A 25,251-nucleotide genomic window follows, 5' to 3' on the forward strand; every position below is an offset into this window, starting at 1 on the left:
TCACTGGCAGTGGAACCGGGCGCGCGGGCTTGTCTGAGAGTTCTCTGAGGAATGGCCCGCCTGGAATCACGCGAGCCTTCGGCTCCAGCGTTACCAGTGGGGACTCCAACGGGGACGGGGGCTGGCGCGGGCTCGAGGCGATTCGTCACGACGAGGTGAACTCCCGCCCCAGCTCCATCCAGCAAACGCACTCGCCGGCTGAGAATCCTTTCAGGATTCCCGCCGGCGTCTGGCTTAAAAACCTCTCAGGAATCCCCCTCGGGCGGGGTGCTCTTCCGGGCGAGCACGGCCCGAGGGGAATTTTGAAGAAAGCCGCTAGTCCTCGCCGTCGCCGTCGCTCTCGTAGACGGGATCCGGCACGTCATACCTGCCATGGACCTGGTTCTGCGCCTGGCAGTTCTTGGTGCACGGGGTGGCGGCGGGGGAGTTCTCCACCGCGTCCTCACCCAGCACGCCGCCCATGCGGCCACCGGACGTGACACGCCAGACCGTCTCGTGCTCATCCTGGACGAGCTTCGCGGCGACCTGGGGGCTGTCCTTGCCCCGGATCAGATCCAGGTTGCCGAAGTTGATCTTCCCGGTGTAGGGATTGGTGAAATAAAACACGTTCGGACCCAGCGTATGGACGAAGTCGATCGTTCCCGTCTCGGTGGCCCACTCCGGCTCCAGCTGGAAGATGCCACCCTGGGCACAGTCATTGGCCTGGATCTTCATCTTGAGGCTCTGGCCCTCGCGGATCAGCCGCACGCCGCCGTCCTTGTTCTCCACCCGCATGGAGCTGCCATCGAGCGTCGTCGTCCCGAGGATCGGCTCCTTGCGCGTGAAGAGCATCGTGGTCACCCCACCCGTGATGTCCAGGGGGTTGCTCGTGGCCTTGAGCGTGTAGTTGTAGACAGCGAACGTCGAGACATCGACGTCGAAGTCGACGTACTTACCGCGGACCTTCAAAATGCCATGTGAGGGCAGGCTCTGGCTGGGAACCTCGATCCTGTCCCCTCCTCCCTTGGCCTTGATGACGAGGGGTGTGCCATTGGGCAGCGTCAGGGCGAAGCCGCCTCCCGAGCAGGCGGTTGAGTTGGCGGCGTGCGCGGTGGGAACTCCGAACAGTGCACAGACTCCAAGCGAGAGCAGCGCGCCCAGGGCACGCAGTCGAGTCGAGAGATGCATGGTGTTTTTTCCGGGGGATTGTTGTGAGTGGTGCTGAAACGAATACCGCGATGGCTGGATCCAGCCGTGGTCAGACTAACGCCTGTTTCCGGCGCATACAAATACAATCGAAGACAAAAGCAATGGATGAGCTGGTGGGGTGCTGGCTCCGGCGGAGTTCATTTCCGTCAGGGAATGGACCTGGAGTGCGCGGACGAGCACCGGTGTGGGTGCTTCGTCGGCATGCTTTGGCCAGCTTGGTGCGTATGAAAGATGCTTACCACTCAGCAACCAAGAAGTAGGGGGACTCATTCGGTTTCTGCCAAGGGGGGCTCGGAACGAGTCCTCTGACACCTTCCCGGAGCGATATGTCAGAAGGACGGACGAGGAGAAGAGGGGTCCATTCCGTCCCCCGAGGAACACATGCGCTACTTCGAGGACTTCCAGGTCGGTCAGATACACGAACTCGGTACGTACGAGGTGACGCGCGAGGAGATCCTCACGTTCGCCCGTCAGTACGACCCGCAACCCTTCCACCTGGACGAGGAGGCGGGCCAACGCTCCATCTACGGGAGCATCATCGCGAGCGGTTGGCAGACCGCGGCCATCTGCCACCGGTTGCTGGTGCGCGCCGTGTTGGAGGACTCCGCCAGCATGGGCTCGCCGGGCCTGGACGAGCTGCGCTGGCTGCGGCCGGTGCGGCCCGGGGACACGCTCTCCGCGCGCATCGAGGTGCTCGAGGTCACGCCCTCGCGCAGCAAGCCGGATCGCGGCAGCGTCAAGACGCGCATGGAGGTGCGCAACCAGCAGGGCGAGGTGGTAATGACGGAGCTCGCCAGCGTGCTCTTCCGCCGCCAACCCGCGACGACGTGAGTCGGTTCGGGGCGGAGTGGGAGGCGCGGGGGTACACATGTTGGAATGGGGAGAATGGAAATGATTGATTACACGAGACTGGGCAAGACGGGGGCGGAGGTGAGCCGGGTGTGTCTCGGGGCCATGACGATGGGAACCCTCATGGACAGGGACGAATCATTCCGCACGCTGGACTTCTTCGCCGAGCAGAACGGAAACTTCATCGATACGGCGAACTGCTATTCCTGGTGGGTGGGGAAGGGAGAGAACGTCGGGGATGAGAGCGAGGTCATGCTCGGGGAGTGGATGCAGGCGCGGAGGAACCGGGAGCGGGTATTCCTCGCGACCAAGTGCGGCGCCCGCATTCCCGACTCGCGGGCCATCCGCGACGCGGATGGAACCCCGCGCTGGGCCGAGGTCCCATCGAACTACGAGGGCGCCTCGCGCCGGGTCATCCTCGGGGCGGTCCGCGACAGTCTCCGCCGGCTGCGCACCGATTATATCGACCTCTATTATGTCCATGTCGATGACCGCAAGACGCCACTCGAGGAAACCCTCGGCACGATGAATGAGCTCGTTGCCTCCGGCGTGGTTCGCCATCTTGGATACAGCAACGTCCGTACCTGGCGGCTCGAGCGGATACGCGCGATCTGCGAGCGCAACGGCTGGGCGCAACCGGTCGCGGTCCAGCAGGAGTATAGTTTCCTGCGGCCCGCCGCCGGCGCCAATCTGGGCATCGCGGTTCATGCGGATGACGAGTTCTTCGACTACCTCGCGGAGGACCCCTCGATGACCCTGCTCGCGTACTCACCCTTGTTGAAGGGTATCTACGCGAGCAGGGAAAAGCGGCTCGCGTACTACAACTGGCCCCTCTACGACACGCCGGATTCAGCCGCGCGCCTCGAACGGCTCGAGGTGGTTGGAAAGCGGTTGGGCATCGACGGCAATACCCTGGTGCTTGCTTGGATGCTGCACCGGAAGCCGGCGATCATTCCGGTCGTGGGTGGCAGCCGGTTCAACCATTTCCGGGAGAATCTCGCCGCGCTTGACGTTCGGCTCGATCGGGAAACGATTGATTACCTGGAGGGTGGAAGCGCGGGGGCATGAAGCCAGGCCGCGTCTCACGGTGCCTGGCGCGCGGTGCCCGCCGCATAGCGCTTGCGTGACCTACGCCGAGTACCCCGACGACGAGCGTGAGGCGGTGGTCGCCGCCCATCCCCGGACCGAGCACTTCAAGGAAGACATCATCCAGGCGTTCTACGATGGCATCAAGCACAAGCCGCGGACCACCTTCGGCAACGTCAAGGCGGACGTGATCGCGGACAAGGAGCCGCTGTTCATCCGCGGCAACTTCTGCCGTGTCATTCGGGAATCGGCCTGGCGAGGGTAGCCCCCCGGGTTCTTGGAACCCGGGGCCCTTTGTCTTGGTGCGGCTGCGGCCTGGCTCAGCGGGGCTTGAAGCTCTTCGCCGCGTAATTGAAGGAATGGAAGCTGAACCCGAACGCGATGCCGGTGCAGTCGGGTCCGGTGTAGGCGAGGATGCGGTCACCGCTGATCATGTTCAGGCCGGCCCAGGCGTCGAATGGCAGGTTGGTGCACTCGGACGACACGGTCTGGTAGTTGATGTACGGGCTGTCGAAGGTCTTCCCGGCCCAGAAGGTGAGACCCGAGCTGGGGATCTCGAACTGCTCGGAGGTGGGCTGGTCGACGCTGACGTCGGCGACGAGCGCGGAGGAAGAGAGGAGGCCGACGGCCAGGGTCTTGAACATGGGATGTATTCCTTTCGTTGGAGTGGCTTCATTGCCGCTCGAGCAAGGCGACCGGGATGGATACCGGTAGCGCCCATCTTCCTCTGATTACCGTTTTCGGCACGGAAAGCAAGCTTTTGGACGATGGGCTGGAGCACACGAGCAAGAGGTGCTCGGCTGCCATTGAGTCAGGCCAGATGCATGCAGGAATGAATAGCGAATATGCAAAGCTGACTATGGTTGAGCGCGCCGCGCGGGTGGATACTCGATGGGGGGACGGCGCCGCCTCCCTCTCATTCATTCGCGTTCGAGGACGGTCCCCGAACCGCGCGGAACTCAGCGCCGCTTCCGGAGGCCGTAGTCCGACAGCCCCTGCTCGAAACGCTCGAAGGCGCGATGGATACCGGCGATGGTCTCTTGAAACGATAATCTGGTTTTTCTCAGTGGCTGTTCGTGCCATGATTCGCACCTTTTCCGTGTGGCTTTCGGAGACCCCACATCGCAACCGAGTTGCAGAGGAAGAGAGATGCGTCGGTTTCACCATTCCGCGTCGCGTTTGTGTCTGTTCCTGTCGCTAGGCATCATCATGGGCTGCACCCAGGGCACGCCCGCTGTCCATGAATCCAGGTCCACCGCGAGTGGCCTCGCGAGCGAAATCAGTATTTTCGGCACGAGCGTGTCGCCCTCCTCGCTCGAGGATTCGGACACGGCTTCCGTCGAGCTGGGCGTGAAGTTCCGCTCCAGCGTCCCCGGCGCCGTCACCGGCATCCGCTTCTACAAGGGCAGTGCGGCCAACGCGGGCACGCATGTCGGGAGCCTCTGGAACCGCGCCGGGCAGCGGCTCGCCTCCGCGACGTTCACCAACGAGACCGCGACCGGGTGGCAGACGGTGCGCTTCGCCTCGCCCGTGAGCATCACGGCCAATACCACCTATGTCGCCTCCTACCTCGCACCGCGCGGCCGTTACTCCGCGACGGTCGGCTACTTCGCCGGGCAGGACGCGACGAATGGCCCCCTCACCGCGCTGGCGTCCGGGGTGGATGGCCAGAACGGCGTCTATGTCTATGGAAGCGGCGGCTTCCCCACGCAGAGCTATCAGAACACCCATTACTTCGTGGACGTGCTCTTCCTCCCCACCCCCGACACGAGCGCTCCCTCCGCTCCGGGTTCGCTCGTCGCCACCGCCTCCGCTCCGGGGAGCATCCAGCTCACCTGGGACGCGGCCACGGACGATGTCGGGGTGACGGCCTATCTCATCTTCCGTGATGGCGATGAGGTCGCCTCGGTGTCTGGGACGACGCGCGGCTACAGGGACCTGGGCCTCGCGGCTTCCACGCTCTACCACTACACGGTGAAGGCCCGGGACTTCGCTGGCAATGTCGGCGCTGCCTCCAACACGGCCTCGGCCACCACGTCCGACCAACAGCCACCTGACGGGTTGAACCTGCCCCGTGTTCCCTGGGAGGGCGGGCCTGCCTTCTACGCACGCTTCCCGGCCATGGCGGGCACGCCCTGGCTGTCAGAGGACTTCTTCCCCATCGGCTACTGGGGAGCGTACACGGACGAAGAGCGGCGCATCGCCACCGACAAGGCGCACGGCATCAATACCTTCCTGGAGACCTATGCCGGCAACGGCTCGTCCGCGGGATGGATGCGCCAGCATGGCATCTGGAACCTCGCCGGCTCGGGTCTGGGCGGTGAGGCGGTGGGAACGACCTTCTACGATGAGACGGATATGTGGGCTGGACCCGGATGGGATCCGTGGACCGGCAATGTGGCCACCTATGACGTGTGCATCCCGGACGACCCGCGCCGCTGTGGCTTCACCATCTACAACGCGCTGTATCAGGAGCTGAACAACCCGAATGCCTTCATCTACGCGAACGTGGGCAAGGGCGCGCTGATGTGGTGGTCGGACGAGCAGCGGGAGATTGGCATCAACGGAGCGGATGGCCCGGATCCGAGGGCGAACTGGCGGTTCGGCATGGTCACCGGCGACATCTACTTCTACACGGATGGCAACATTGGCGGTGAGGCGCCCAACTGGTTCGGCATTCCCGCGAACGAGGTGCGCCGGGCCGCCAACTACGGTGAAATCCTGATGACGAACCTGCGGAGCGCGTCGGGCGCCGGCAACAATGGCGAGCCGCGCATCCCGCTGGGCGTCATCGTGGAGCTTGGCGGACAGGCCCAGGGCAGTGTCATCACCGCCGACCAGGTGGAGGGGGCGGTGTGGTCGACGCTCATCCACGAGGCGCGCATGCTCGGGTACTTCTCGCACGTCTTCTCCGACTCCACCGCGAACCCATTCTCCACCGATGTCCTCAACGACTCGCGGGCGGAGTACCAGGCGACGCGCGAGCGCGTGAAGAAGATCAACGCCGAGGTGACCGCGCTGGCCCGGATTCTCAACACCCAGTCCTATGTGTGGCAGTTCAACCCGAGCCTGAGCACGATGCTCAAGTACCGCGATGGCGCGGCCTACGTCTTCGCCATGCAGAAGCGGCAGTTCACCAGCGGGACCTACACCTTCACCCTCCCGGCGGAGCTCCCCGCGAGCGGGACCCTCGAAGTGCTGGGCGAGAACCGCTCCATCTCCTACTCCGGCGGCAGGTTCACCGACTCCTTCTCGGCGGAGTACTCGCACCACTCGTACCGCATCCCGGACTGAGCAGGTGACGCGGGCCCCGCGGCGGAACGGTCTCCGTCGCGGGGCGGCTTTTTCGGGCGCGTGGGCCTGCTTCGCGGGCGACGGCTCACGACGCGAGCGCGGACTCCGGCTCGAAGTCGATGAAGCCGGGGTTGAGGATGCCCTTCGGATCGTAGGTGCGCTTGAGGCGGTTGATGGTGGGCCACGCCTCGCCGAAGTGCATGCGCCAGCGCGCCCGATCGAAGTGGACCCAGGTGCCCAGATGACGTCGGGCGCCGACCTCCATTCCCACGTCGCTCAGCTTGCTCATCACGGACATCATGATGGGGAGTCCTTCTTGCGTGGTCGCCGGGCAGATGCTGAGCATCGCCATGATTTCTTCCCGGGGCATCTGGAGCATCGGCACCTGGGTGACACGCCGGAACGCGGGCCACAGGCGCATGGGTCCGTTGGCGCTTCCGAGCGCCGCCGGGGGGATGCGCCGGATGCACAGCTCCAGGAAGGGCTGGACGCGGGACCAGGGCATGAACGTCACCATCCAGGGATAGGCCTCGCCCGGGAGCGGGGGCTTCTCGGGGTTGCTCGCCTGCGAGACGAAGGCCGCGGTGGGCACGTCCTGCGTGGAGATGTGGCGAGCGAAGCGCAGTCCGGCGAGCAGCCGCTGGCCGTCGCGGTCCTCCGGGGCCTCCCTCTCCAGCGAAGCGGTGATGACACCCGTCCACCGGACGCCCTGTCCGTCGGGCTTCTGCTGGAGGGCGCAGTCGAGGTGGTCGGCCTCGTCCCTCACCACCAGGGTGCGGCTGTCCTCCAGCCAGGCCCCGAGGTCGTCGTACTCGAGAACGTAGGTCCTCACGGTGGAGTGGTAGCGGCGCAGTTGGTAGCGGATCTTCGTCATGAGGCCGAACTGCCCCATGCCGCCACGCACGTGGTCGAACAGCTCCGGCTCCTGCTCGCGGTTGCAGCGCAGGTGCTCGCCCGTGCCGATGACGACCTCCAACTCCACGCAATGGTCGAGCTGCGCTCCGTACCGCACGGACGCCGTACCCCAGCCGCAGGCGGAGAGCGTCCCTCCCACGGACGCGTGCGGGTAGCTCGTGAGCACCGGCGGGGTGAGTCCGTGGGCCGTCGAGGCGGCGACCACCTCCCGCCAGAGCACTCCTGGCTGGGACACGAAGGTCCGCGCGTCCGGGGAGATCTCCTCGAGCCCGCGCAGCGCCCTCATGTCGATCACGATGCCCCCCTCGCACAGGGACTGGCCCCGCATCGAGTGACCCATGGCGCGCGAGGCCACGGGAAGGTCCCGCGCGTGGGCGTAGCGCACGATGCGCGCGACCTCCTCGGCGTCACGGGGCCGCGCGAGGGCCGCTGGCATCCGGCGCACGGTGCGGCCAAAGTCCTGGGAGTAGCGCTCCAGGACCTCCGGCTCCTCCGTGACTTCTCCTTCGAGCAGGCGCTGAAGATCCCTGACCAGGCTGGTGCGCGTCTTCTCCGACATCATGTCTCTCCACGAGCAGGCGTCTGCGTGGCGCTCGGGGGCTCGCGCCACACGGGCGCGCGCCGTCGGCCCAGCTCCTCCAATAGGTGGGCGGCCCGCTCGTGGCCGCCGGCCCGCTGGAAGGTGCTCTGGAGCCGGGCCGCCGCGGTCCGCAGCTCCTCACGCCCGAGCAGCTCCCGCACCATCTCCAGGAGGCGCGCGGGCTCGGCCTCGTTGTCCTCGAGGTGCAGGCCCGCCTGGACGCGCACACAGCGCTGGGTGATATCCGGCTGCTCGGCACCGCCCCCGCCGGGAATCAGCAGCAGCGGCAGCCCGTGGGTGAGCGCGCCCAGCACGGACGTCGTCGTCGCGTTGGAGACGACGGCGCGCGCGTGGGGCAGGATGGCTCCCTGGGACACGTGGGGTCGGACGAAGAAGTTTTCGGGCACCTGCTCCACCTCGCGGTCCATGCGCCCGACGGCGGCCACCACGCGCACGGGCTGCCCCGTGAGTGCCTCCACCAGGCTGCGCCAGAAGGCCCGCTTGTTGAAGGCGCGCCCGGGCTGCACGTAGAGCAGGGGCTCGCCCGACTCCCGCGCCGCCGCCAGCCACGTGTCCAGCTCCGCGTCGGGAGGACCCGGGGGCTCCCAGAGACAATCCCCCACGAAGTGCACCTGGGGCGGCAGTGTCTCCACGTTCCCCTCCAGCTCGGGCACGCTGCGCAGCAGGAACAGATCTCCGACGAGGGGACTCTCGTGGATGTCGTGCGCGCGCCGCTCCATGCCGAGCATCTCGCGCACCAGCGCGTAGGCCAGGTAGAAGCCCCGGTAGCGCCGCACCAGCTTTTCACGCTGCTCGGCCTCCTCGGGAGGAGGTCCGTGGGGCCACAGGTAGCTGGCCATCCCCACGGTGGCCACGGGCAGGGCCTTGCGCTCCGCGACGACGTACGGTCCGAGCGCGAGCTGCTGCGTCACGAGGACGTCCGCGGGGAAGCGCTCCAGGGCCCGCTCGACGTGGCGGACCTGGCGCATCGTGTCCATGGGGTGGCCGGAGATCTCCACGAGGAAGCTGCTGCCATCCGGCTCGCCGCGGGGGATGCGCTGGAAGCCCGCGCGCTCCACCACCCCGGCCAGTTTGAGGTCCGTGACGAAGGCGATCTCATGCCCCCGACGCCGCAGGGCCTCGGCGATCCCCAGGGACGAGAACAGGAAGCCGAAGTTGTCGAGCGAGCAGAAGAGGTACCTCATGGCTCACGGGCTCCGATGGGGCGCGGCGGCTCGAACGCGAGGAGGGATGGGATGCGCGATGGCTCGGCGAGCCGGAGCAGCGCGTAGCCGATGCCAGCCAGTCCCGTCATGAGGCCGGGGGTCTCCACGCCCGTGGGCACGCCACAGAGCAGTCCCACCCGGTCGAAGCTGGCGACGATGGCCCCGGCGAGCCGGTCGCACTCCCGTTCCAGCTCGGAGTCCGCCAACGTCCGCGCGGCGAGCGTCAGCACCTCCAGGTTGCCGAGGTCGCCATGGCACAGCGAGTGGTTGCCGCCGAAGCCCTGGACCCGCGTGGTCTCCAACGCCACCCGGAGCTCTTCGCGCACCTCGGGTGTATCCAGGTAGGGCAGCGAGAGCAGCCGCGCCAACCCGATGCCTGGAGCTCCATGACAGAGCGTGGTCATGAAGCCTCCCTCCGCGGCGACGGCCCGGAGATCCCTCCAGTTGCGTCGCTCGGGGGAGAACTCGGCGCGCTCGTACGCGAGGGCCCGCCGCGCCGCCTCCTGGAAGCGGGGGTCGCCCGTCTCGGTGCCGAGCGCCAGCAGGAACCAGGCGATGCCCGCGGCTCCATGCGAGAAGCCTGTCAGGGGCAGAGGGCCCAGGGGGGTCACCCACCCGAGTCCCTTCTCCGTCTTGTGCGCCGCCGTCAACAGACGCTCCCCACACTGGCGGGCCAGCTCGAGCGCTTGGGGCGAGGGGCGGCAGCGGTGCAGCTCGAGCATGAGCGTGCCGCAGCCCGCGACTCCGGTGAAGACATCGAGGGACTTGTCCTCGGCGATGAGCATCCTCAGCCGCCGGGACAGCAGTGCTTCGGCCTCGTCCCACAGCTCGGGCTGGTTCCAGAGGGCCCCCAGGTGCACCAGGGAGTGGATGACGCCCAGATCTCCCGTGGCCCCCAGGTTGCGCGGGGAGAAGGAGCCACCCCCCGTTCTCCGGCGCACCGTGGACAGGGTCTCGCGCGCCAGCGCCGTGTGCCGTGGCTGGCCCGTGAGGTGCCCCAGATAGGCCAGGAAGAGCATGATGCCGGACAGGCCGCTGTACAGGTCCACGTCCAGCGACGACAGCGTCCAGTAGCGCTCGCCCACCGGGGTGAGGCCGAGCCATGAGGCGTCCGACTGACCCCGGAAGGCCAGTGCGGCGAGCCGGTCTCCGATGGCCTCCGCCTTTTCCAACAGCGGTTCCCGACGGGGGGCCTCGTGCGACACACTGAGCGCGTAGCTCGGCATCCGCCCGCCCCCCGCCATCACCGACAGCGAGGTGAAGGAGGCCCGGATGAACCAGAGCTGCTGAGTCAGCCCCTCCTCCGACAGCCGCTGGATGCGGTCGCGAGAGAGCTCCAGTCCCGTGCGGGGGAAGAACTCCGCCAGCCGCTGGCCCGAGCTGCTCCACACATCGCGCGAGCCCGGCCGGGAGCCGAAGAACGGCACGTCGAGGTGCCAGAGATCCTCGTGCTCGTGGGGAATCAGCGGTCGGGTGTAGGGGATCTGATCGATCGTGCCCCAGAGCCGATCGAGGAACCGCTCCAGGTCCAAGCCGTCGCGCAGGTGGTCCGGGTGGCAGCTCTCCCGCTCCAGCAGGTGGTAGAAGTACGTGGGCCGCAGGATGACGCGCGTCTCGTCCGGGGCGAACCGCTCGAGGGGCCCGTCGGGGGCGAGGAGCGCTTCGCGGTGCGCGAGCAGCAGCCGGTACATCTGGGAGAAGCCCTCCTGGAAGGGCTCGTTGAAGTCCAGGAAGTTGACGTCCTCGCCCTTCAGGGTGGGCCGGTTGGCGCTGGCGGCGACCTCCACCCGCCGACGCGTCATCCGCATCTCGTCCGTGCCGGTCTGTTCCCAGACCTGGGCGGCGCGGGGGGTGAGCTGCCCGGCCGTGGAGCCGAGTGCGCTGAAGTCGATTCCCTCCGAGCCCTCTCCCGACCAGCCGCGCTGGGGCAGCAGTCCCATGCGCATCACCGAGTCATCCTTCGCGCGCTCGGCCAGATCTTCCGCGCCCCGCGTCTCCCCCACGGCGAAGTGCGCATGGAAGAGGGACTCCAGGTCCACCAGGCAGGGGTGCTCCCCCACGGCGATGATGTTCTCGAAGTGGACGTCTGTCGCTTCGAGCGCGTACATCAAGGCCAGCCAGCTCCCCAGCCGCGCGTAGAAGCGCGCCACCTCCTCGCGCGTGGCGCAGGAGCGCTGCGCCACGAACTCCATCCATCCGTACGCCCCCCGGTCGATCGCGCCCACGGGGCGCAGGTGTGGTGCCTCGCTCCTCGCGTTGAGCCACCCGACCAGCTGGTGGAAGTGCACGTCCGCCGCCAGCGAGCGCGGTTTGTAGACGACGCGTGCTCCCGAGGCGAACGTGAGGATGGCCACCGTGCGGCCCCCGCGGTGCGCATCGCCCTTGCCGAGCTCACAGGCGCTCAGCCGATCCAGTGCGAGTGGGAGGCCGAGGCTCGCGCCGAGTTCCCGGTGGTCCGCCGCCAGCCGCTCCAGCATCTCCAGGGAGGAGATGAACCAGTTGTCCGCGCAGATGACGAGCCTGCGAGCCAGGACGGGATATTCGGCGAAGAGGGCGAGTGCCACTTCCCGCTGGCGCAGGCTCTCGGTGAAGCCGCGGAACCGCTCCTCCGCGTTGTCTCCCTGGAGCCGTTCCTCCTCGCGGGCGACGTTCAACTCCAGCGCCAGCGTTCGCGTCAGTTGCGAGAGCAGCCGCTTGCAGAGGAAGGGCATGCACAGGGTCGCCGCGCTCTCTGGCTCGAAAGGGGCGTCCGGGTGCCGTGTCACCACCGCGCCCAGGGCTCGCACCAGGCGGGCCCGGCTCTCGTCGATGAGCGGCTCGGCGAGGACCAGGAAGGTGGGCGTGGCGAGAGGCGATCCGGGAATGGCCCGCGCGGGTGGCTCCGCCGCCACCGGGTGCGTGTAGAGGCGGGCCAGTCGCGTCTGCCATTCGGGAGGGGGGCCGAGCCGCGCCGCCAGCGTCTCCGTGGACTCGCCGAGTAGCTGGAGCAGTTGCTCCTCGGTCGCGCCGTCCAGCGCGAGCCGTTGCGCGAAGAGCTCGTCGCGGTCCAGGGGTGCTCGGGAGCGCCACCGGGCAAGTCGGCGGGTGGCCCGGGCCTTGTCCTTCCCGGCTTCGGCCGTTGTGCCAGGCGGTGGTGGAGGGCCCAGGTGCCGGACACGCTCCGACAAGGTCGTCCCCTTGTGCCAGCCCGGACCTTCCGGGTTCACTCCCTCCACGACCTCAGACGCCTCGGGGCGCATCGTCATCAAGCACGTATCCTTGCTGGGCGTCACTGTAGTGCAGCCAGCGGTGCAGGGTCTCCAGGTAGACCTTGGCCTCCAGCGGCCTGCCAGGTTGGTGGACGACCTTGAGGTGGCTCAGCCGCCGCAAGAAGAGGCTCAGGCCACGTCCGTTCAGCTCGCGCGCGATGCGGCTCAGTTCCTTCGGCCAGGACTCCGGCTGGCTTCGCTGCTGCATGTGGCCCACCCAGGCGAGGATCGCCTCTCGCTTGTCGGGCAATCCCAATCCCCGCTCGACGAGGTGTCCCAGCAGCGTCTCCCAGCGGGGCTGGCTCGAGCCGATGGGTGCTTGGATGGCGAACTCGAAGCCGACCTTCTCGCCCAGGGTCTCGCCCACGTCGATGTCCAGGGAGAGCTGGTCCGCCAGCTCCGGGAGTCGCCCGAGCGCCGCCTCCACCTCACCGGGCTGGCCGGGCCAGCCGATGCGCTCGAGATAAGACAGCCACCGAGGCAGGCTCGCGCCCGACAGGCACAGGCGCAAGGCGGACGTGCCCCGGGGGAACATGACCCCCACCGAGTAGATCCGTGCCTCTGGGGGCAGCGCTTCGTAACAGGCGGCGAGCCGTCGCCGGGTGCTGGCGGGGAGCCTGTCGCCGAGCAGCAGGTCCAGGCCCCGCTCGGCGAATTCCCGCGTCTGGCGCACCGGGCGTGCGAAGTCCATGAAGACGCAGGGCTCGGGCACCTCTGGCGGCGGGTGGTCGAGGTCGAACTCGAGGAAGACATCCATCACGCCCGTGTTCAGCGCGCCACCAGGCTTCCTCCACTCCCGGCAGAAGTCCCCGAGTGCCCGCCAGGTGGGGTGGTCGCGTGCCACTTCAGGGAGCGTGGGCGGGGTGTCGCCAAGGCCGAGCAAGGCATCACAACTTCCGTCCGTCAGCAGCAGGCGCGGCAGCAGGTCCACTCGGGACGCAGGGGAGCCGAGACGGCACTCGAACTGGAAACCCAGCACGGGCGGCAGCATGCGTGCGATGCGGCGCATGTCCTCGCGCACTGCCTCCGAGGCGAGCCGGACATCGAGATGGGAGTCGACCAACCTGAGGTTTACTTCCATCGACTCGTGCATGGTGGGACAGGTCCTCGAGGCGACTTCCGCCTCGAGAGGGTGGCGAGGCGGACTGGAAGACGGCTCAGCTCGCAGTCCGCTCGCCGGGGTTGTTCGTGGAGGGGGAATTACAAACGACTAGCAGCTTTCCCAACAGCACGACGACACCTGCTTACCGCCAGACAGCAGGCTGTCCAGGGCCTCGTCAGAGAGCTCCACGATACCGGCCGGGTTGGCCGGCAGCTGAGCGCGCTCCTCCTCGGTCAGGGACAGACGGAAATCCTCATCCTTCCACGCCTGGATCGTCTTCTTCATGTGTTGCTCCTTGGTTCTCCTTGCCTGGAACCACTCCAGGAAGGGAGCTTCGCGGCGTCAGGCCCTTGCTCCTGGCTCCTGCGCCAGATCCGTTTCGCCCCGGGCCTCGCGTGGAGGCGTGGGGGTCGCATCCGCTGCCTGGCCACGGGCCAGGGCGGCATAAAGTCCATTGCGCTTCATGAGCGTGTCATGCGTTCCCTGCTCGACGAGCCGTCCCTGATCCAGCACGAGGATGAGGTCCGCGCTGCGCACGGTGCTCAACCGGTGCGCGATGATGATGCGTGTGCATGACATGATACCCAGGTTCGCGTCCACCTGCGCTTCCGTGGCGGTATCCAGATGGCTGGTGGCCTCGTCGAGCAGCAGCAGGGTCGGGCGCGACGCCAGTGCGCGCGCCAGCGCCAGCCGTTGACGCTGACCGCCGGACAGCCCCGCTCCACCCTCGCCGATCCACGTCTCGTGGCGCATCGGCATCCGCTGGACTTCCTGCTCCAGCGCCGCGAGGCGGAGGGCCTCCTCCACCTGGCCCAGTGCGATCCCGGGTGCGTTGAGCGAGACATTTTCCCGGAGCGAGCCGCTGAAGAGCAGCGGCTCCTGCATCACCACGCCGAACTGGGCGCGCACCTGGCGCACGTCCAGCTCCCGCAGCGGCAGACCGTCATAGAGGATGCGTCCCTCGGTGGGCTCGAGGAGTCCGAGCAGGAGGCTGCCCAGGGTGCTCTTGCCGCAGCCGCTGCGACCCACCACCGCCACCTTCTGTCCGGGCTCGATGGTGAAGGAGAGGCCCGAGAGCACCGGGGCGCTCCCCCTGCCATAGCGGAAGCCCACGTTCTCCAGGTGGATGTGCCCGCGCAGCCGCGGAGTGGGCCGGGTCGTCACCGGCTGGGGCTCTGGCTCGGCCTCGAGCACATCCAGGATGCGCGAGATGTGGGCCCCCGCCAGGTGCAACTGCTGCCCGGTGGTGACCAGCTGCGCCAGCGGCGTGAGGACGGCGGCGGCGATGGCGTTCAGCGCCAGCATCGTGCCCAGGCCCATCTTCCCGTCGAGCACCTGGATTGCTCCGAGCCACAGCAGCGCCAGCGGCGCGAAGGTGCGCAGGGCGTTGAGCAGCGCGTTGATGAAGGCCGTCAGATGGCCCCGCTCCAGCGACGCGTCGAGCTGCCGGTGGAACAGTGACGACCAGAAGCGCAGCGTCAGCTCCTCCGCCGCGGAGGCCTTGACCAGGGCCATTCCCTTGAAGGCCTGGACGGTGAAGCTCTGGAACTCGGCCTCGGTGGTGAGGCCACGGTTGAGCAGCTCGCGCATGCGGCCGGCCGTCATGAGCACCAGCATCAACTGGAGCACCCCCAGGCCGAACACCACCGCGCCGAAGAGCGGCGCCTGGAAGGAGAGGATGGCGAGGTAGGTGACCATCAGCGAGCCATCGAGCACGGTGGTCAGCGTCTGGTTGGTCAGCACCTCCCGGATCATCCCCGCGCTGCTCAGCCGCGCGAGCAGATCCCCGCTGGTGCGCTGCATGAAGAAGCGGAAGGGCAGCCGCAGCAGGTGGCCCAGCATTCCGAGCAACAGATGTTCATCGAAGCGTCCCTTGAGGGACACGAGCAGCACGTTGCGCAGGTAGCCCGTCACCGCCTGGGAGAGGGTGACGGCCACCATGCCCACGCCCAGCAGGGCCATCATGCTGAAGCCGCGCAGCGGCAGGACATGGTCCACCAGCACCTGGGTCATCAACGGCACTGCCAGCCCCAGCACCTGCAGGAGCAGCGAGGCGGCCAGGACCTGGAGCGCCAGCCCCTTCACGGCCCGGTTGCCCAGCAGCGGGCGCAGGAACGTGCTCCACGGGGAGGGCAGGGGTCCTCCGGTCATGAACTCCGGACCCGGCTCGAACGTCAGCACCACGCCCGTGAAGCCCTTGCTGAACTCCTGGGCGGACACGTGGCGCCGCCCCACCACCGGATCGAAGAGCTCCGCGCCCTTCGGCGACCACTGTTCGATGACGACGAAGTGGTTGAAGTTCCAGTGGGCGATCGCCGGCAGCCGGATCTGCCCGAGGTGCTCGAGGTCGGTGGAGAAGACCTTGGCCCGGAGTCCCAGCTCGCGCGCCGCATCCACGAACATGCGGGGCCGGACTCCGTCCCGGGTCACGCCCAGCCGATCCTGGCACTCCGCCACGGAGGTGGGCCGTCCGGCGTGGGCGAGGATGCGCGCCAGACACGCCGCGCCACAGTCGGTCGCCGTGGCCTGGAGCACCAGCGGCGGGCGGGGAGGAAAGAGCCGCCGCCACAAGCTGCTCGCAATAGAGGAGGGAGCGCGTCCAGATCCGGTCATGGCTCACCCCTTCAGGAAACGCGCGAGGATGGGGAGAGACGTGAGAAGGCGTTGCTGGCCCACCTCGACTTCGACACGAAAGGTGCTGCCGAGCCAATCCGTCGCGGAGAGCCCCTCCGTCCCAGGCGGCGCGAACACGGCGAAGGCGCACGCGGTGGGTCCGTTGGGACCTTGTCTGGAGTCGCCCTTCAGCCCGAAGCGCTCCAGCGCCGCCTCCGGACTCACCACGGACTGCTCCACCTCCTTGATATGGCTCTCCAGGCGAACGCCCTTTCCACTCACGTCCACCAGGAGTCGCTGGCCGGCCGCCAGGCGCGTACGTGCCTCGGGTGGAAAGAAGGCCACGAGCATCAGCCCTTCTCCGCCCGCTCCAGGCGATGGCGCCGCCGGCACGACGATGGCCGTGCCCGACACATGTGCCGGAACGGGAACCGCCACGAGTGCCACGCCGAAAGCCACACTCGCCAGCGAGGTGGCCCAGAGCAGCGCGAGGGTCCGGGACGAGGTGTATTGGGATGCACGGAAGTGCTCGCGGGCCTGGCGGTGGGCCGCGATGGCTTCGGGGCGGTAGACAACCTGGTTCGCGGCCGACGTTCCGTTCTCAGGTGCGCCCTCGGCCATGTACGAAGCACCCCTTTCATGTTTCACGACCGGAACGTCACGGTGCTTCCGTGGAGATTAAGTCAAAAATCGGAAACTGAGAAGAGCACTCCGTGCTCTTGACCGGGCTGGAACCGTTACGGCGTGTGGCCCCCCCTGGTGCCTCCGCCTCGGGCACATCTCACGAGGTTCCACGGCGTCTTCGCTCCAGGCGCCAGACCGCGGCCATTTTTGCTCCCCCAAGCAGGTGTGGAGGCGAGGGGGGAGCCCCAGGCATCGAAGCCATCTTTCCGGGCCCGCCGGCCTCCTGGGGCCGGTGGGGCGGGACGCCAGTGACTTCAGTTCACCGGGGTCGGGCCGCTGTCCCTCAGGTGCGCGTTCAGGAAGCCGAGCATCCGCGAGTAGGCCTCCACCTCGTTCTTCTTCTTGGTGAAGCCGTGGCCCTCGTCTGGGAAGATGACGTACTCCACCGGGATGCCGTTCTTCTTCACCGCCTGCACGATTTCATCCGACTCGGGCTGGATGACGCGCGGATCATTGGCGCCCTGTAGGACGAGCAGTGGCTTGGAGATCTTCTCCGCGTGGAAGAGGGGTGAGATGTCGCGCAGCATCTGCTCCTGCTTCGCCGGGTCGCCGATCTCCTTGTAGAGGGCCTCACGCTGGCTCTCCCACCAGGGCGGGATGCTCTGGAGCGTGCGCAGCCAGTTGGAGACACCGAAGATGTCGATGCCCGCCTTGAAGGCATCCGGGTGGAAGGCGAGCGCGGCCAGCGTCATGTAGCCACCGTAGCTGCCACCGGCGATGCCGATGCGCTCGGCGTCCACGTAGGGCAGACTGGCCAGGTACTTCCGGGCCTCGACGCAGTCCAGCAGCGGCTCGTGGCCGTGCTTCTGGTCATCCGCGGCGAAGAAGCTCTTGCCATAGCCGGAGCTGCCGCGGTTGTTGATGCCCAGCACGACGTAGCCGTGGTTGACGAGGTATTGGATGACCGGGGAGTAGCCCTTGCGCGTCTGCCCCCCGGGGCCGCCGTGCACCCAGACAATGGCGGGTGCCTTGGCGTCGGCGGTGGCCTGATGCGGTTTGAAGAGGATGTTGGGAATCTCCATCCCGTCGAAGGACTTGAAGCGCACCACCTGGGCCTCGACGAGATCCTCCGGGTCCATCTGCTTGTTCCTCGCGTCGGTGAGACGGCTGACCTTCTTCGTGCCGAAGTCGTAGACGAAGAGGTTCGACGGGGAACGATCCCCATTGTGGTAGAAGGCCATCCGCTTCTCGCTGTCCGAGATGCGCACCGAGGTGATGTCCCCCGCGGGCAGCTGCGGCAGCTCCAGGAGCTTGCCTGTCTTCTGATCATGCACGCGGATGACGGTGCGGCCGTCCTCGTTGATGGCGGTGACGCGGAAGCCGCCCTTGCGCGAGAAGTACGTGTACATCACGTCCCAGTCGGCGCGCTCCACCTCCTCCATCACTCCGGTCGTCAGCGTGTAGCGGGCCACGCGCTTGAACTCGGAGCCCTGGTTCGTGAGGAAGTAGAGGGCGCTGGAGTTCGGATCGAAAGAGCTCGCCTGGAAGAACGCGTCGCCCTGGTGCGGGGTGATGTGCTTGAGTTCCTTCTTCTCCACGTCGTAGAGGTGGATGTCCGCGTCGTTGGTGGTCCGCACCTTGTTGAAGGCGATCCACCTTCCATCGGGCGAGACCGCCTCGAAGGAGAGACCGGTGTCGTTCTGGTAGACGAGCGTGCGCGCATACGTCTTCGCGTCGTAGCGGTAGAGGTCGAAGAACCGCGCGTCGCGCTCGTTGGTGAGGACGTAGAAGGCCGAGTCGTCATCGCTCCAGCTCACGAACATGGCCTTCAGCTTGTCGCCGGGCGAGAGGTCGCGCTCCTTGCCATCCGGAGTGCGCACGAAGAGGTGGTTGGCTTCGTTGCCACCCTGGTCGCGCGTGAAGAGGATGCGCTCGTCCTTGGGGAAGAAGCTCACGGCGTAGGTGGAGTCCGTCTTCGAGTGGGTGAGCGCCTTCGCCTTCCCGCCACTGAGGGGCAGGGTGTATGCGTTGAAGATGCCACTCTCGTTGGAGGAAAAGAGGACGCGCTTCTCGTCCGGCGAGAAGGAGGCGCCGGAGAGCTTCGTCGTCGTCATGAACTGCTCGACGGTGTACTGCTTGGAGGGCCGGGGGACAGCCGGGGCCGGTGTCGCGTTGGGCGCAGCGAGTGCGAGGGCGGGCACGAGCGTGGCCGCGGCCAGTACTCGCACGAGGGTGGACCGGAACTGCATGCATTCTCCGCGTTGGTGGGAAGTGGGGTGACCAACACCGTACGAAACACCCTCCTCCTGATTTCCCGCCAGTCCCCCCCTGAGAATCTTCCTGCCTTCCGGTCTTCGACGCTGCGGCGATAGGCCAGCGCCACTCGGGCAGCCGGCACCGGCTCGAAACCAGGGAAGTGCGGGGATGAACAGGGCCCCAGTGTATTCCCTATCCCGTAGGCGATAAATCCCTGATGGTTTCATTCACTACAAACCAGGAGTTTGCAATCATGGACAGACTGCGTGCGGCGGAGGTCTATGTGGCCGTGGTCGAGGCCGGCAGCTTCAGTGCCGCGGCACGGGCGCTGGTGATGAACTCGGGGGCGCTGAGGGGGCTGCCGACGCCGTGCACCCAGGCCAACGCGCGTTCGAATAAAACGAAACCCTTCCGTAAGGATGACCGCCCGGCCGGCATCTAATCAGCTTGAACACGGGACGGATCATGGACGCGCGAGAGGATCAGGACAGGGCTTTCGTCGACTGGCTGGCGCCGCACCTGGCGACCTTGCGCCGGATCGCCCGCGCATTCGCGCCCCCGGAAGACCAATACGACCTGATGCAGGAGCTGATGCTGGCGGTCTGGAACGCCCGCCCGAGCTTCCAGGCGCGCAGCGCCGCCACGACCTTCGTCTACCGCGTGGCCCACAACACGGCCCTGACCTGGAAGCGCGGCGAGACCCGCCGTCGCCGCCGACGCGAGGCAATCGAGGTCGAGATGCTGTGGCGGGCCGAACAGGATCGCGCCGAGCCGGAGGCAGGCCTGCTGGAGCGGCTCTACGCGGCGATCCGCGTGCTGCCGCCGCTGGACCGGTCGTTGATCCTGCTGTCGCTGGACGGGCTGGCCTACGCCGAGATCGCTCGTCTGCACGGCCTTTCCGAAACCAATGTCGGGGCGCGCCTGACCCGTATCCGCCGGCGCGTCACCAGCCTCGTGGAGGGCGCCGACGATGGATTTTGACAAGCTCGAAGCCGCCTGGCGCTCGCCGGCCAACACGCCCGACGACCGCGCCCAGGCCTATCTGATGGAGGAATTGATGCGCACGCTGAAGGCCCGCCGTCGCCGCGAACTCCTGTTCTACGCGATTCCGGCGACGGCCATGACGATCTTCACGGCCATCACGGTCCAGGCGATCGCCGCCGGGCGGATGGATGTCGGCCGGGAGTGGGCGTCGCTGGTCATGCTGGCGATGTGCTGGCTGGTGCTGGCGGCGGTGCTGGTCGTCGGCTTCTTGCTGCGAAGTCGAGGTAGATCCGGAGGCTCTCCGGTGCGGGACACCCTCACCACCATGCTGGTCGCCAATCGCCGGGCCCGCGCCAACGTCAAGATCTTCTGGATGATGCTGCCGGTGTTCCTCGCGCCGATGCTGGTGGGCGTCCAACAGCTGCGCGAGGTCGGCAAGGCCACCGACCGCGACGCCTGGCAGATGCTGTTCGTATTCGGCGTGGCGCTGGTCGCCAGCGTCGGCTGGAACACGGCGCGGTACGTCTGGGTGCTGAAGCCCGAGCAGCGGCGACTGGAGGCGTTGCTGGCGGAATACGAAGCCTGACCTTTACCAGCCGCATGGCCAACACCGGCGCGAACGCGCGGCGAGGTGTCTCCGCTTCCGCCACCTGTCCGGACTGAGCCCGTAGAGGACAAGGGCACCCTGATCGTTCTCGCACCAGAGCGTCTCAGGGCATCGAACCCAGAGCACCTGTCGCTCGGTCGCGGGGTTCAGGAGGTATTGGACTCGAAGGGGCTACTTCGCCCCGTACTCTCATAGAGAAACCTCATGACTCCCTCCCTGGAGGGGGGCAGCGCCGGAAGCTCCTCGATGTTGTCTACACAGCCACGTTTTCAGGATCAGTCGCGAAGAGCGCATGAAAGAGCGTGGTAGCAGGCGGCTCCAGTAGATCCACGATGAGCGGGATTCGAGTCTCGGCGATCTCGCGAGGAAGGGCCTCAGCCCCGAACATCGCCTCGATCTTCCTGCCAACGACCTCCGCGAGTGCCTGCATCTCGGGCGGAAGCGGATCGAAAAAGACCTTGGCGGCGATCACGTCTTTACCTTTGTAGTCGTACTGCAGGCCATAGACCGTATAGATAGGCGCCAGGATGCTGAGGCAGCCGACAACCCCCCAGCGGCGCTCTCGTGGCCCATCCTCATGACTCGCCTCCACGGACTGCCGATCCGTAAACACGGTACAGCGGAAACAGGAAGTAGAGGTGGCCGTGGCATGTCCGATCTCGAATTGCGGAAGCGCCGCCCTGAGCTCGCGCATGAGCACGCGCCATTGATCCAGTTTCTTGAGCTCTTGTTTCCACAAGGCCTGGAACCTCTTCAGCTCGGGGCTCCTTTCCAGCTTGCCATCAAACTCATGGTCCGAACGCCAGTATTTCCGAACGACAGAAAGCAACTCTTCCGCTGAAATTGGCATGGGCTTAGAAGTCAACTCGGATGGGCTTTGTTTCCTCTTCACACCAGGCTGTCACTCTCGAGCCAAGCACGGCGCGATTCAAAACGACATTGAAGGTGCTCGTGAATTGCCTACAGACGAGGCCAGGAAGTGGGGATGCGGGGGAGGCGATCACCTCTCTCAATGCCTCGTTGGCACAATCGGCGGCGATTCGCTGAGCAAGCGGCTCGGACATCAGTCCAAACTTTTCGGTCGCGATGGGCATTCCCACTCCGAACTTGCAAAAATAAGGCTCCAAGGTCGATTTGTTTACTACGGTTGCATGGATACACGCGGCACGCCAGCCATCTGCTCCTGCTTCGGTTTTTTCGACGATGGTAGTGAATTGGAAGTGGCTGGGTTGGTATTGATTGATGCTGCATCCCGAGACAACTGGCAGCAGCACCCCCGGCAACCGCAGGAGCGCGGACATCCACGCGAGTTGCCTTGAAATGCCCACGGTATCACCTTGGATCAAAAGGGTCAGCCAAGCGCCCGGCACATCATCCCGACCATCACCGAGGAATCGGCCATCCAAGGCCATGCCCCGGAGCCCTCCACGAAGAGGAGACTCCGGGGCGGGGCGAGGCCTCAGCTCCAGTCGGAGTGGATGAAGCCGGCGTCGGGCCGGTCGCGGCGCTGGTAGGTGTGGGCGCCCAAGGCGTCGCGCTGGGCCTGGGTGAGGTTCTGCGGCAGCTCCGGGCTGCGGTAGCTGTCGAAGTAGGCCAGGCTCGCGCCGAGCACCGGCACGGGGATGCCCAGCCGCGTGGCCACTCCCACGGTGCGCCGCCACGCGGGCGCCATCTTCCCGAGCACCGGTGCCAGCCTTTCGGCCACCATCACCTTGAGAGAGGACAGGTTGCACGCGTCGAGCGCTCCGGCGATGGACGGTACGATTCTCTGACGCCTTCTCGAGGCACCTTCTCGGAGCTGAGACTGCGGAACTGCGTGCACCTTGGGCCTTTTCGGGCCAACCAGCCTGTCTCACGTCCCCTGCTCCCGCTGCCACTTCTCGAGCCTCTCGACGATGGAGATAGGATGGATGGCTCGGTGGTGGATGTTCTCGTGGAAGACAGCGAGATGGTACTCTCCGGCAATCAAGATGAAGGCATGTGTCGGTGGCGCGAGCTGCTTCGCCAGCCAGTCCTCTGCTTCCTCATGAGAGACAAAGGAGGCCGCTGTGGCGGGGGGTCCTTCCTCCATCAATTGCCGGATGAGCATCTCCAAGGTGAACTGTGGTCGGATCCCCCGGCGGTTCAGCTCGCGGAAATAGTAGAACTGATAGTATTCACCCGCGACCAACACCTGTCCTTGAGCCGGCGGCTCGGGCTGATTGTCGAGCCAGGCCTCCGCCTCCTCTCGTGTCCTGAAAGAGGCGACGACGTGCGGCGGCCCGGCGGCGAGAGCATCGCGGCGAAATGCCTCGAACGCCGTGTGCTGGCCTGTCGCGGCGATGAAGTTGAGTGCGTCGATGAGGACTGACGCCAGCTCCTTCTCCTCTGGTGAGTGGAGTTTTCCTCGGAGCTGGACCATGAGCCCCGCCGCTTCACCCAAGATCGTCTTGATGGAGGCCCCGCCCCCGGAGGACGAGAAAGGGGAGTCGGGGCTCCGGTGATAATCCTCGAAGCGGTAGTCCTGACCAAGCTCGGAGATGAACAACAAGGCATCTCTCGCCACCAGGAGCAGTTCTCTCTCCTCGGGAGAAGTCTGCTCCGTCAGATACCTTCCGATGAGCCGTGGAGCCTCGAAGCTGAGAATCTCCCCTATCGTCATTGTGGACCCTCGGCGAAGAGCAAGACGGGGGCGAGCAGCACGATGCCTCCACTGGCGGCAACATAGAAAGCCACCCCCGCGATGATGACTACGGCTCCGAGCGCAAGCTCATCCTGGTGGCGCTCAAGCCAATCGACCGCGGTGTCGATGGCCTCGAACTGCACAGGCTCACGGCCCGCTTCTCCCAGGCAGTTGGCGAGCTGCTTCATGCAAGCGGTCCTGCAGTAGCCCCATTTCCCAGTCTGCCAGGGACCGTATCCGGTACTCCGTCAGGTCGAAGTACTTGGCGGGTTTCCAGGCATGGGTCGCCTGCCCATCTGCCGTATTCTCGATGACCAGCACGTACCTGGGCAGGTCCTGCGGTCCGGATGGGCCCGCGACCATCGGCCGGGTGGCGCTACATGAGCCAATGAGAAGACATAAGCTCAACGCCATGAGCTTCCGCACCATCCTGCTGCTCATATAAAAGTACCTATGTTCTTGTGGGGCCGAATCCCATCCACACCGGGTGGGGGCGGCGACGGGAATCGAACCCGCCGCCAACTGACAGCCCATGCCCCGGAGCCCTCCACGAAGAGGAGACTCCGGGGCGGGGCGAGGCCTCAGCTCCAGTCGGAGTGGATGAAGCCGGCGTCGGGCCGGTCGCGGCGCTGGTAGGTGTGGGCGCCGAAGGCGTCACGCTGGGCCTGGGTGAGGTTCTGCGGCAGCTCCGGGCTGCGGTAGCTGTCGAAGTAGGCCAGGCTCGCGCCGAGCACCGGCACGGGGATGCCCAGCCGCGTGGCCACCCCCACGGTGCGCCGCCACGCGGGCGCCATCTTCCCGAGCACCGGCGCCAGCCCGTCGGCCACCATCAGGTTCTTCAGGTCCGGCGTCTTCTCGAAGGCCTCGCGCAGGGGCGTGAGCAGCCGCGCGCGGATGATGCAGCCGGCCCGCCAGATGCGCGCCATCTCCGAGAGCGACACGTTCCACTTGTACTCCTGGCTCGCCGCCTGGATGAGGCGCAGGCCCTGTGCGTACGTGGCCACCCGCGCCGCGTACAGCGCGTCATGCGCCCACGCCGCCAGGTTCGCCTTCTCCTCCGCGCTGAGCGCCTCGCCCTGGGGCGCGGCCAGCACGCGGCCCGCCGCCACGCGCTCGTCCTTCAGCGAGGACAGGTTGCGCGCGTCGAGCGCTCCGGCGATGGATGGCACCGACACGCCCAGGTCGAGCGCCACCTGCACCGTCCACTTGCCCGTGCCCTTCTGGCCCGCCTTGTCCAGCACCTGCTCCACCAGCGGCTTGCCCGTCTCCGCGTCCTTCTTGCGCAGCACCCGGATCGTCGTCTCCAGGAGGAAGGACTCGGCGATACCCTGGTTCCATTGCTCGAAGAGCCCCGCGAGCGCGTCCGCCGACATCCCGAGCCCGCGGCGCAGCAGGTCATACGTCTCCGCGAGCAGCTGCATGTCCGCGTACTCGATGCCGTTGTGCACCATCTTCACGAAGTGGCCCGCGCCATCCGGGCCCACGTGGGTGACACACACGCCCTCCTCGCTCCGGGCGGCGATGGCCTCGAGCACCGGGCGCACCAGCGCGTACGCCTCGGCGGGGCCACCCGGCATGAGCGAGGGGCCATGGCGCGCGCCCTCCTCGCCGCCGGACACGCCCACGCCGAGGAAGTGCAGCCCCTTCTGCTTCCACGCCGCCTCGCGCCGCCGGGTGTCCTGGAACCAGGAGTTGCCGCCGTCCAGGACGATGTCCCCCGGCGCGAGCAGCGGCGCCAGGCGCTCCATCACCGAGTCCACCGGCGCTCCGGCCGTCACCATCATCAGGATGCGGCGGGGCCGCTCCAGCGCGCCCACGAAGTCCTCCAGCGCGGCGTGGCCCTGGAGGCTCGGCGGCGCGCCCTTGTGGCGCAGGTCCTCGAAGCGCTTGGGCTCGATGTCCCAGACGGCGACGCGGAAGCCCCGGTCCGCCACGTTGAGCGCGAGGCTCTGTCCCATCACCCCCATGCCCACCACGCCGAACTGCGCGAGGGGCGGTGTCTTCGTGCTCATGTCCT

23 protein-coding genes and 1 pseudogene are annotated in these 25,251 nt (G+C 66.8%); 8 read left to right on the forward strand and 16 right to left on the reverse strand.

Translation table 11 applies throughout. The features are described 5' to 3' along the window. Window positions 1-315: 315 nt before the first annotated feature. Window positions 316-1,167, reverse strand: a complete 852-nt coding sequence (locus CYFUS_RS06200; RefSeq protein WP_095984389.1) for a hypothetical protein — start codon at window positions 1,165-1,167, stop codon at window positions 316-318. A gap of 402 nt (window positions 1,168-1,569) precedes the next feature. Between CYFUS_RS06200 and CYFUS_RS06205 the strand changes: the two genes are divergently transcribed. The 3 genes from CYFUS_RS06205 to CYFUS_RS06215 are packed head-to-tail and all read left to right on the forward strand — an operon-like array spanning window position 1,570 to window position 3,388. Continuing rightward, window positions 1,570-2,019 (forward strand): MaoC family dehydratase, encoded by a 450-nt coding sequence (locus CYFUS_RS06205; RefSeq protein ID WP_095984390.1) that lies wholly within the window; start codon window positions 1,570-1,572, stop codon window positions 2,017-2,019. A gap of 60 nt (window positions 2,020-2,079) precedes the next feature. Continuing rightward, window positions 2,080-3,105: an aldo/keto reductase gene (locus CYFUS_RS06210; protein ID WP_232537403.1), complete on the forward strand. Its 1,026-nt coding sequence runs from the start codon at window positions 2,080-2,082 to the stop codon at window positions 3,103-3,105. A gap of 55 nt (window positions 3,106-3,160) precedes the next feature. After that, window positions 3,161-3,388 (forward strand): hypothetical protein, encoded by a 228-nt coding sequence (locus tag CYFUS_RS06215; RefSeq protein ID WP_198316473.1) that lies wholly within the window; start codon window positions 3,161-3,163, stop codon window positions 3,386-3,388. Between the two features lie 55 nt (window positions 3,389-3,443). Here the strand turns inward: CYFUS_RS06215 and CYFUS_RS06220 are convergent, their stop codons facing one another. Next, window positions 3,444-3,767 carry a hypothetical protein gene (locus CYFUS_RS06220; protein ID WP_095984392.1) on the reverse strand — a complete coding sequence of 108 codons (324 nt, stop codon included), beginning with the start codon at window positions 3,765-3,767 and terminating at the stop codon, window positions 3,444-3,446. 505 nt (window positions 3,768-4,272) lie between these two features. On the opposite strand from CYFUS_RS06220, the gene CYFUS_RS52375 reads away from it, so the two are divergent. After that, window positions 4,273-6,417, forward strand: a complete 2,145-nt coding sequence (locus CYFUS_RS52375; protein WP_095984393.1) for a DUF4082 domain-containing protein — start codon at window positions 4,273-4,275, stop codon at window positions 6,415-6,417. Window positions 6,418-6,502: 85 nt separating this feature from the next. On the opposite strand, the gene CYFUS_RS06230 is transcribed toward CYFUS_RS52375, so the two are convergent. The 8 genes from CYFUS_RS06230 to CYFUS_RS06265 all read right to left on the reverse strand — a co-directional run bounded on the left by CYFUS_RS06230 (window position 6,503) and on the right by CYFUS_RS06265 (window position 18,974). Further along, a complete protein-coding gene (locus tag CYFUS_RS06230) occupies window positions 6,503-7,894 on the reverse strand; it encodes an FAD-binding protein (RefSeq protein ID WP_095984394.1) in 1,392 nt (463 codons plus the stop codon). Beyond that, a complete protein-coding gene (locus CYFUS_RS06235; protein ID WP_095984395.1) occupies window positions 7,891-9,117 on the reverse strand; it encodes a glycosyltransferase in 1,227 nt (408 codons plus the stop codon). The genes CYFUS_RS06230 and CYFUS_RS06235 overlap by 4 nt, the downstream gene beginning before the upstream one ends. Then, a complete protein-coding gene (locus CYFUS_RS06240) occupies window positions 9,114-12,383 on the reverse strand; it encodes a type 2 lanthipeptide synthetase LanM family protein (RefSeq protein ID WP_095984396.1) in 3,270 nt (1,089 codons plus the stop codon). The genes CYFUS_RS06235 and CYFUS_RS06240 overlap by 4 nt, the downstream gene beginning before the upstream one ends. Continuing rightward, the gene (locus CYFUS_RS06245; RefSeq protein WP_095984397.1) at window positions 12,358-13,449 is read right to left on the reverse strand and encodes a hypothetical protein; all 1,092 of its coding nucleotides are present in this window, start codon (window positions 13,447-13,449) and stop codon (window positions 12,358-12,360) included. The genes CYFUS_RS06240 and CYFUS_RS06245 overlap by 26 nt, the downstream gene beginning before the upstream one ends. 147 nt (window positions 13,450-13,596) lie before the next feature. Beyond that, entirely contained in the window at window positions 13,597-13,773 is a 177-nt protein-coding gene (locus CYFUS_RS06250; RefSeq protein WP_095984398.1) for a mersacidin/lichenicidin family type 2 lantibiotic, read from the reverse strand. Between the two features lie 57 nt (window positions 13,774-13,830). Further along, the gene (locus CYFUS_RS06255) at window positions 13,831-16,101 is read right to left on the reverse strand and encodes a peptidase domain-containing ABC transporter (protein ID WP_095984399.1); all 2,271 of its coding nucleotides are present in this window, start codon (window positions 16,099-16,101) and stop codon (window positions 13,831-13,833) included. Between the two features lie 3 nt (window positions 16,102-16,104). Next, window positions 16,105-16,722, reverse strand: coding sequence for a hypothetical protein (locus CYFUS_RS06260; RefSeq protein ID WP_095984400.1), 618 nt, complete (start codon window positions 16,720-16,722; stop codon window positions 16,105-16,107). A 317-nt stretch (window positions 16,723-17,039) separates the two neighbouring features. Beyond that, on the reverse strand, window positions 17,040-18,974 hold the full coding sequence (locus CYFUS_RS06265) for a prolyl oligopeptidase family serine peptidase (RefSeq protein WP_095984401.1): 1,935 nt from the start codon (window positions 18,972-18,974) through the stop codon (window positions 17,040-17,042). A gap of 260 nt (window positions 18,975-19,234) precedes the next feature. Between CYFUS_RS06265 and CYFUS_RS06270 the strand changes: the two genes are divergently transcribed. The 4 genes and pseudogenes from CYFUS_RS06270 to CYFUS_RS06285 form a co-directional block, all read left to right on the forward strand. Then, the gene (locus CYFUS_RS06270) at window positions 19,235-19,423 is read left to right on the forward strand and encodes a hypothetical protein (protein ID WP_095984402.1); all 189 of its coding nucleotides are present in this window, start codon (window positions 19,235-19,237) and stop codon (window positions 19,421-19,423) included. Between the two features lie 23 nt (window positions 19,424-19,446). Beyond that, complete coding sequence (locus CYFUS_RS06275; RefSeq protein ID WP_095991836.1) at window positions 19,447-19,962, forward strand: RNA polymerase sigma factor; 516 nt, start codon at window positions 19,447-19,449, stop codon at window positions 19,960-19,962. Further along, complete coding sequence (locus CYFUS_RS06280; RefSeq protein ID WP_095984403.1) at window positions 19,952-20,551, forward strand: hypothetical protein; 600 nt, start codon at window positions 19,952-19,954, stop codon at window positions 20,549-20,551. The genes CYFUS_RS06275 and CYFUS_RS06280 overlap by 11 nt, the downstream gene beginning before the upstream one ends. A gap of 39 nt (window positions 20,552-20,590) precedes the next feature. Beyond that, a pseudogene (locus CYFUS_RS06285) lies at window positions 20,591-20,767 on the forward strand (Imm52 family immunity protein); the annotation flags it as partial. Window positions 20,768-20,825: 58 nt separating this feature from the next. Here CYFUS_RS06285 and CYFUS_RS06290 read toward each other — a convergent pair. The 6 genes from CYFUS_RS06290 to gndA all read right to left on the reverse strand — a co-directional run bounded on the left by CYFUS_RS06290 (window position 20,826) and on the right by gndA (window position 25,246). Then, window positions 20,826-21,422 carry a hypothetical protein gene (locus CYFUS_RS06290; RefSeq protein WP_095984405.1) on the reverse strand — a complete coding sequence of 199 codons (597 nt, stop codon included), beginning with the start codon at window positions 21,420-21,422 and terminating at the stop codon, window positions 20,826-20,828. A 4-nt stretch (window positions 21,423-21,426) separates the two neighbouring features. Further along, window positions 21,427-21,984, reverse strand: coding sequence for a hypothetical protein (locus CYFUS_RS50365; RefSeq protein ID WP_157758274.1), 558 nt, complete (start codon window positions 21,982-21,984; stop codon window positions 21,427-21,429). 47 nt (window positions 21,985-22,031) lie between these two features. Further along, window positions 22,032-22,394: a hypothetical protein gene (locus CYFUS_RS52380; RefSeq protein ID WP_269770214.1), complete on the reverse strand. Its 363-nt coding sequence runs from the start codon at window positions 22,392-22,394 to the stop codon at window positions 22,032-22,034. Window positions 22,395-22,424: 30 nt separating this feature from the next. Continuing rightward, window positions 22,425-23,213: a hypothetical protein gene (locus CYFUS_RS06300; protein WP_095984407.1), complete on the reverse strand. Its 789-nt coding sequence runs from the start codon at window positions 23,211-23,213 to the stop codon at window positions 22,425-22,427. Further along, window positions 23,210-23,422, reverse strand: a complete 213-nt coding sequence (locus CYFUS_RS06305; protein ID WP_095984408.1) for a hypothetical protein — start codon at window positions 23,420-23,422, stop codon at window positions 23,210-23,212. Before CYFUS_RS06305 ends, CYFUS_RS06300 begins: the two co-directional genes overlap by 4 nt. A gap of 393 nt (window positions 23,423-23,815) precedes the next feature. Next, entirely contained in the window at window positions 23,816-25,246 is a 1,431-nt protein-coding gene (gene gndA, locus CYFUS_RS06310; RefSeq protein WP_198316815.1) for an NADP-dependent phosphogluconate dehydrogenase, read from the reverse strand. Window positions 25,247-25,251: the final 5 nt, after the last annotated feature.

The organism is Cystobacter fuscus (assembly GCF_002305875.1).
Taxonomy (GTDB): Bacteria; Myxococcota; Myxococcia; order Myxococcales; family Myxococcaceae; genus Cystobacter; species Cystobacter fuscus_A.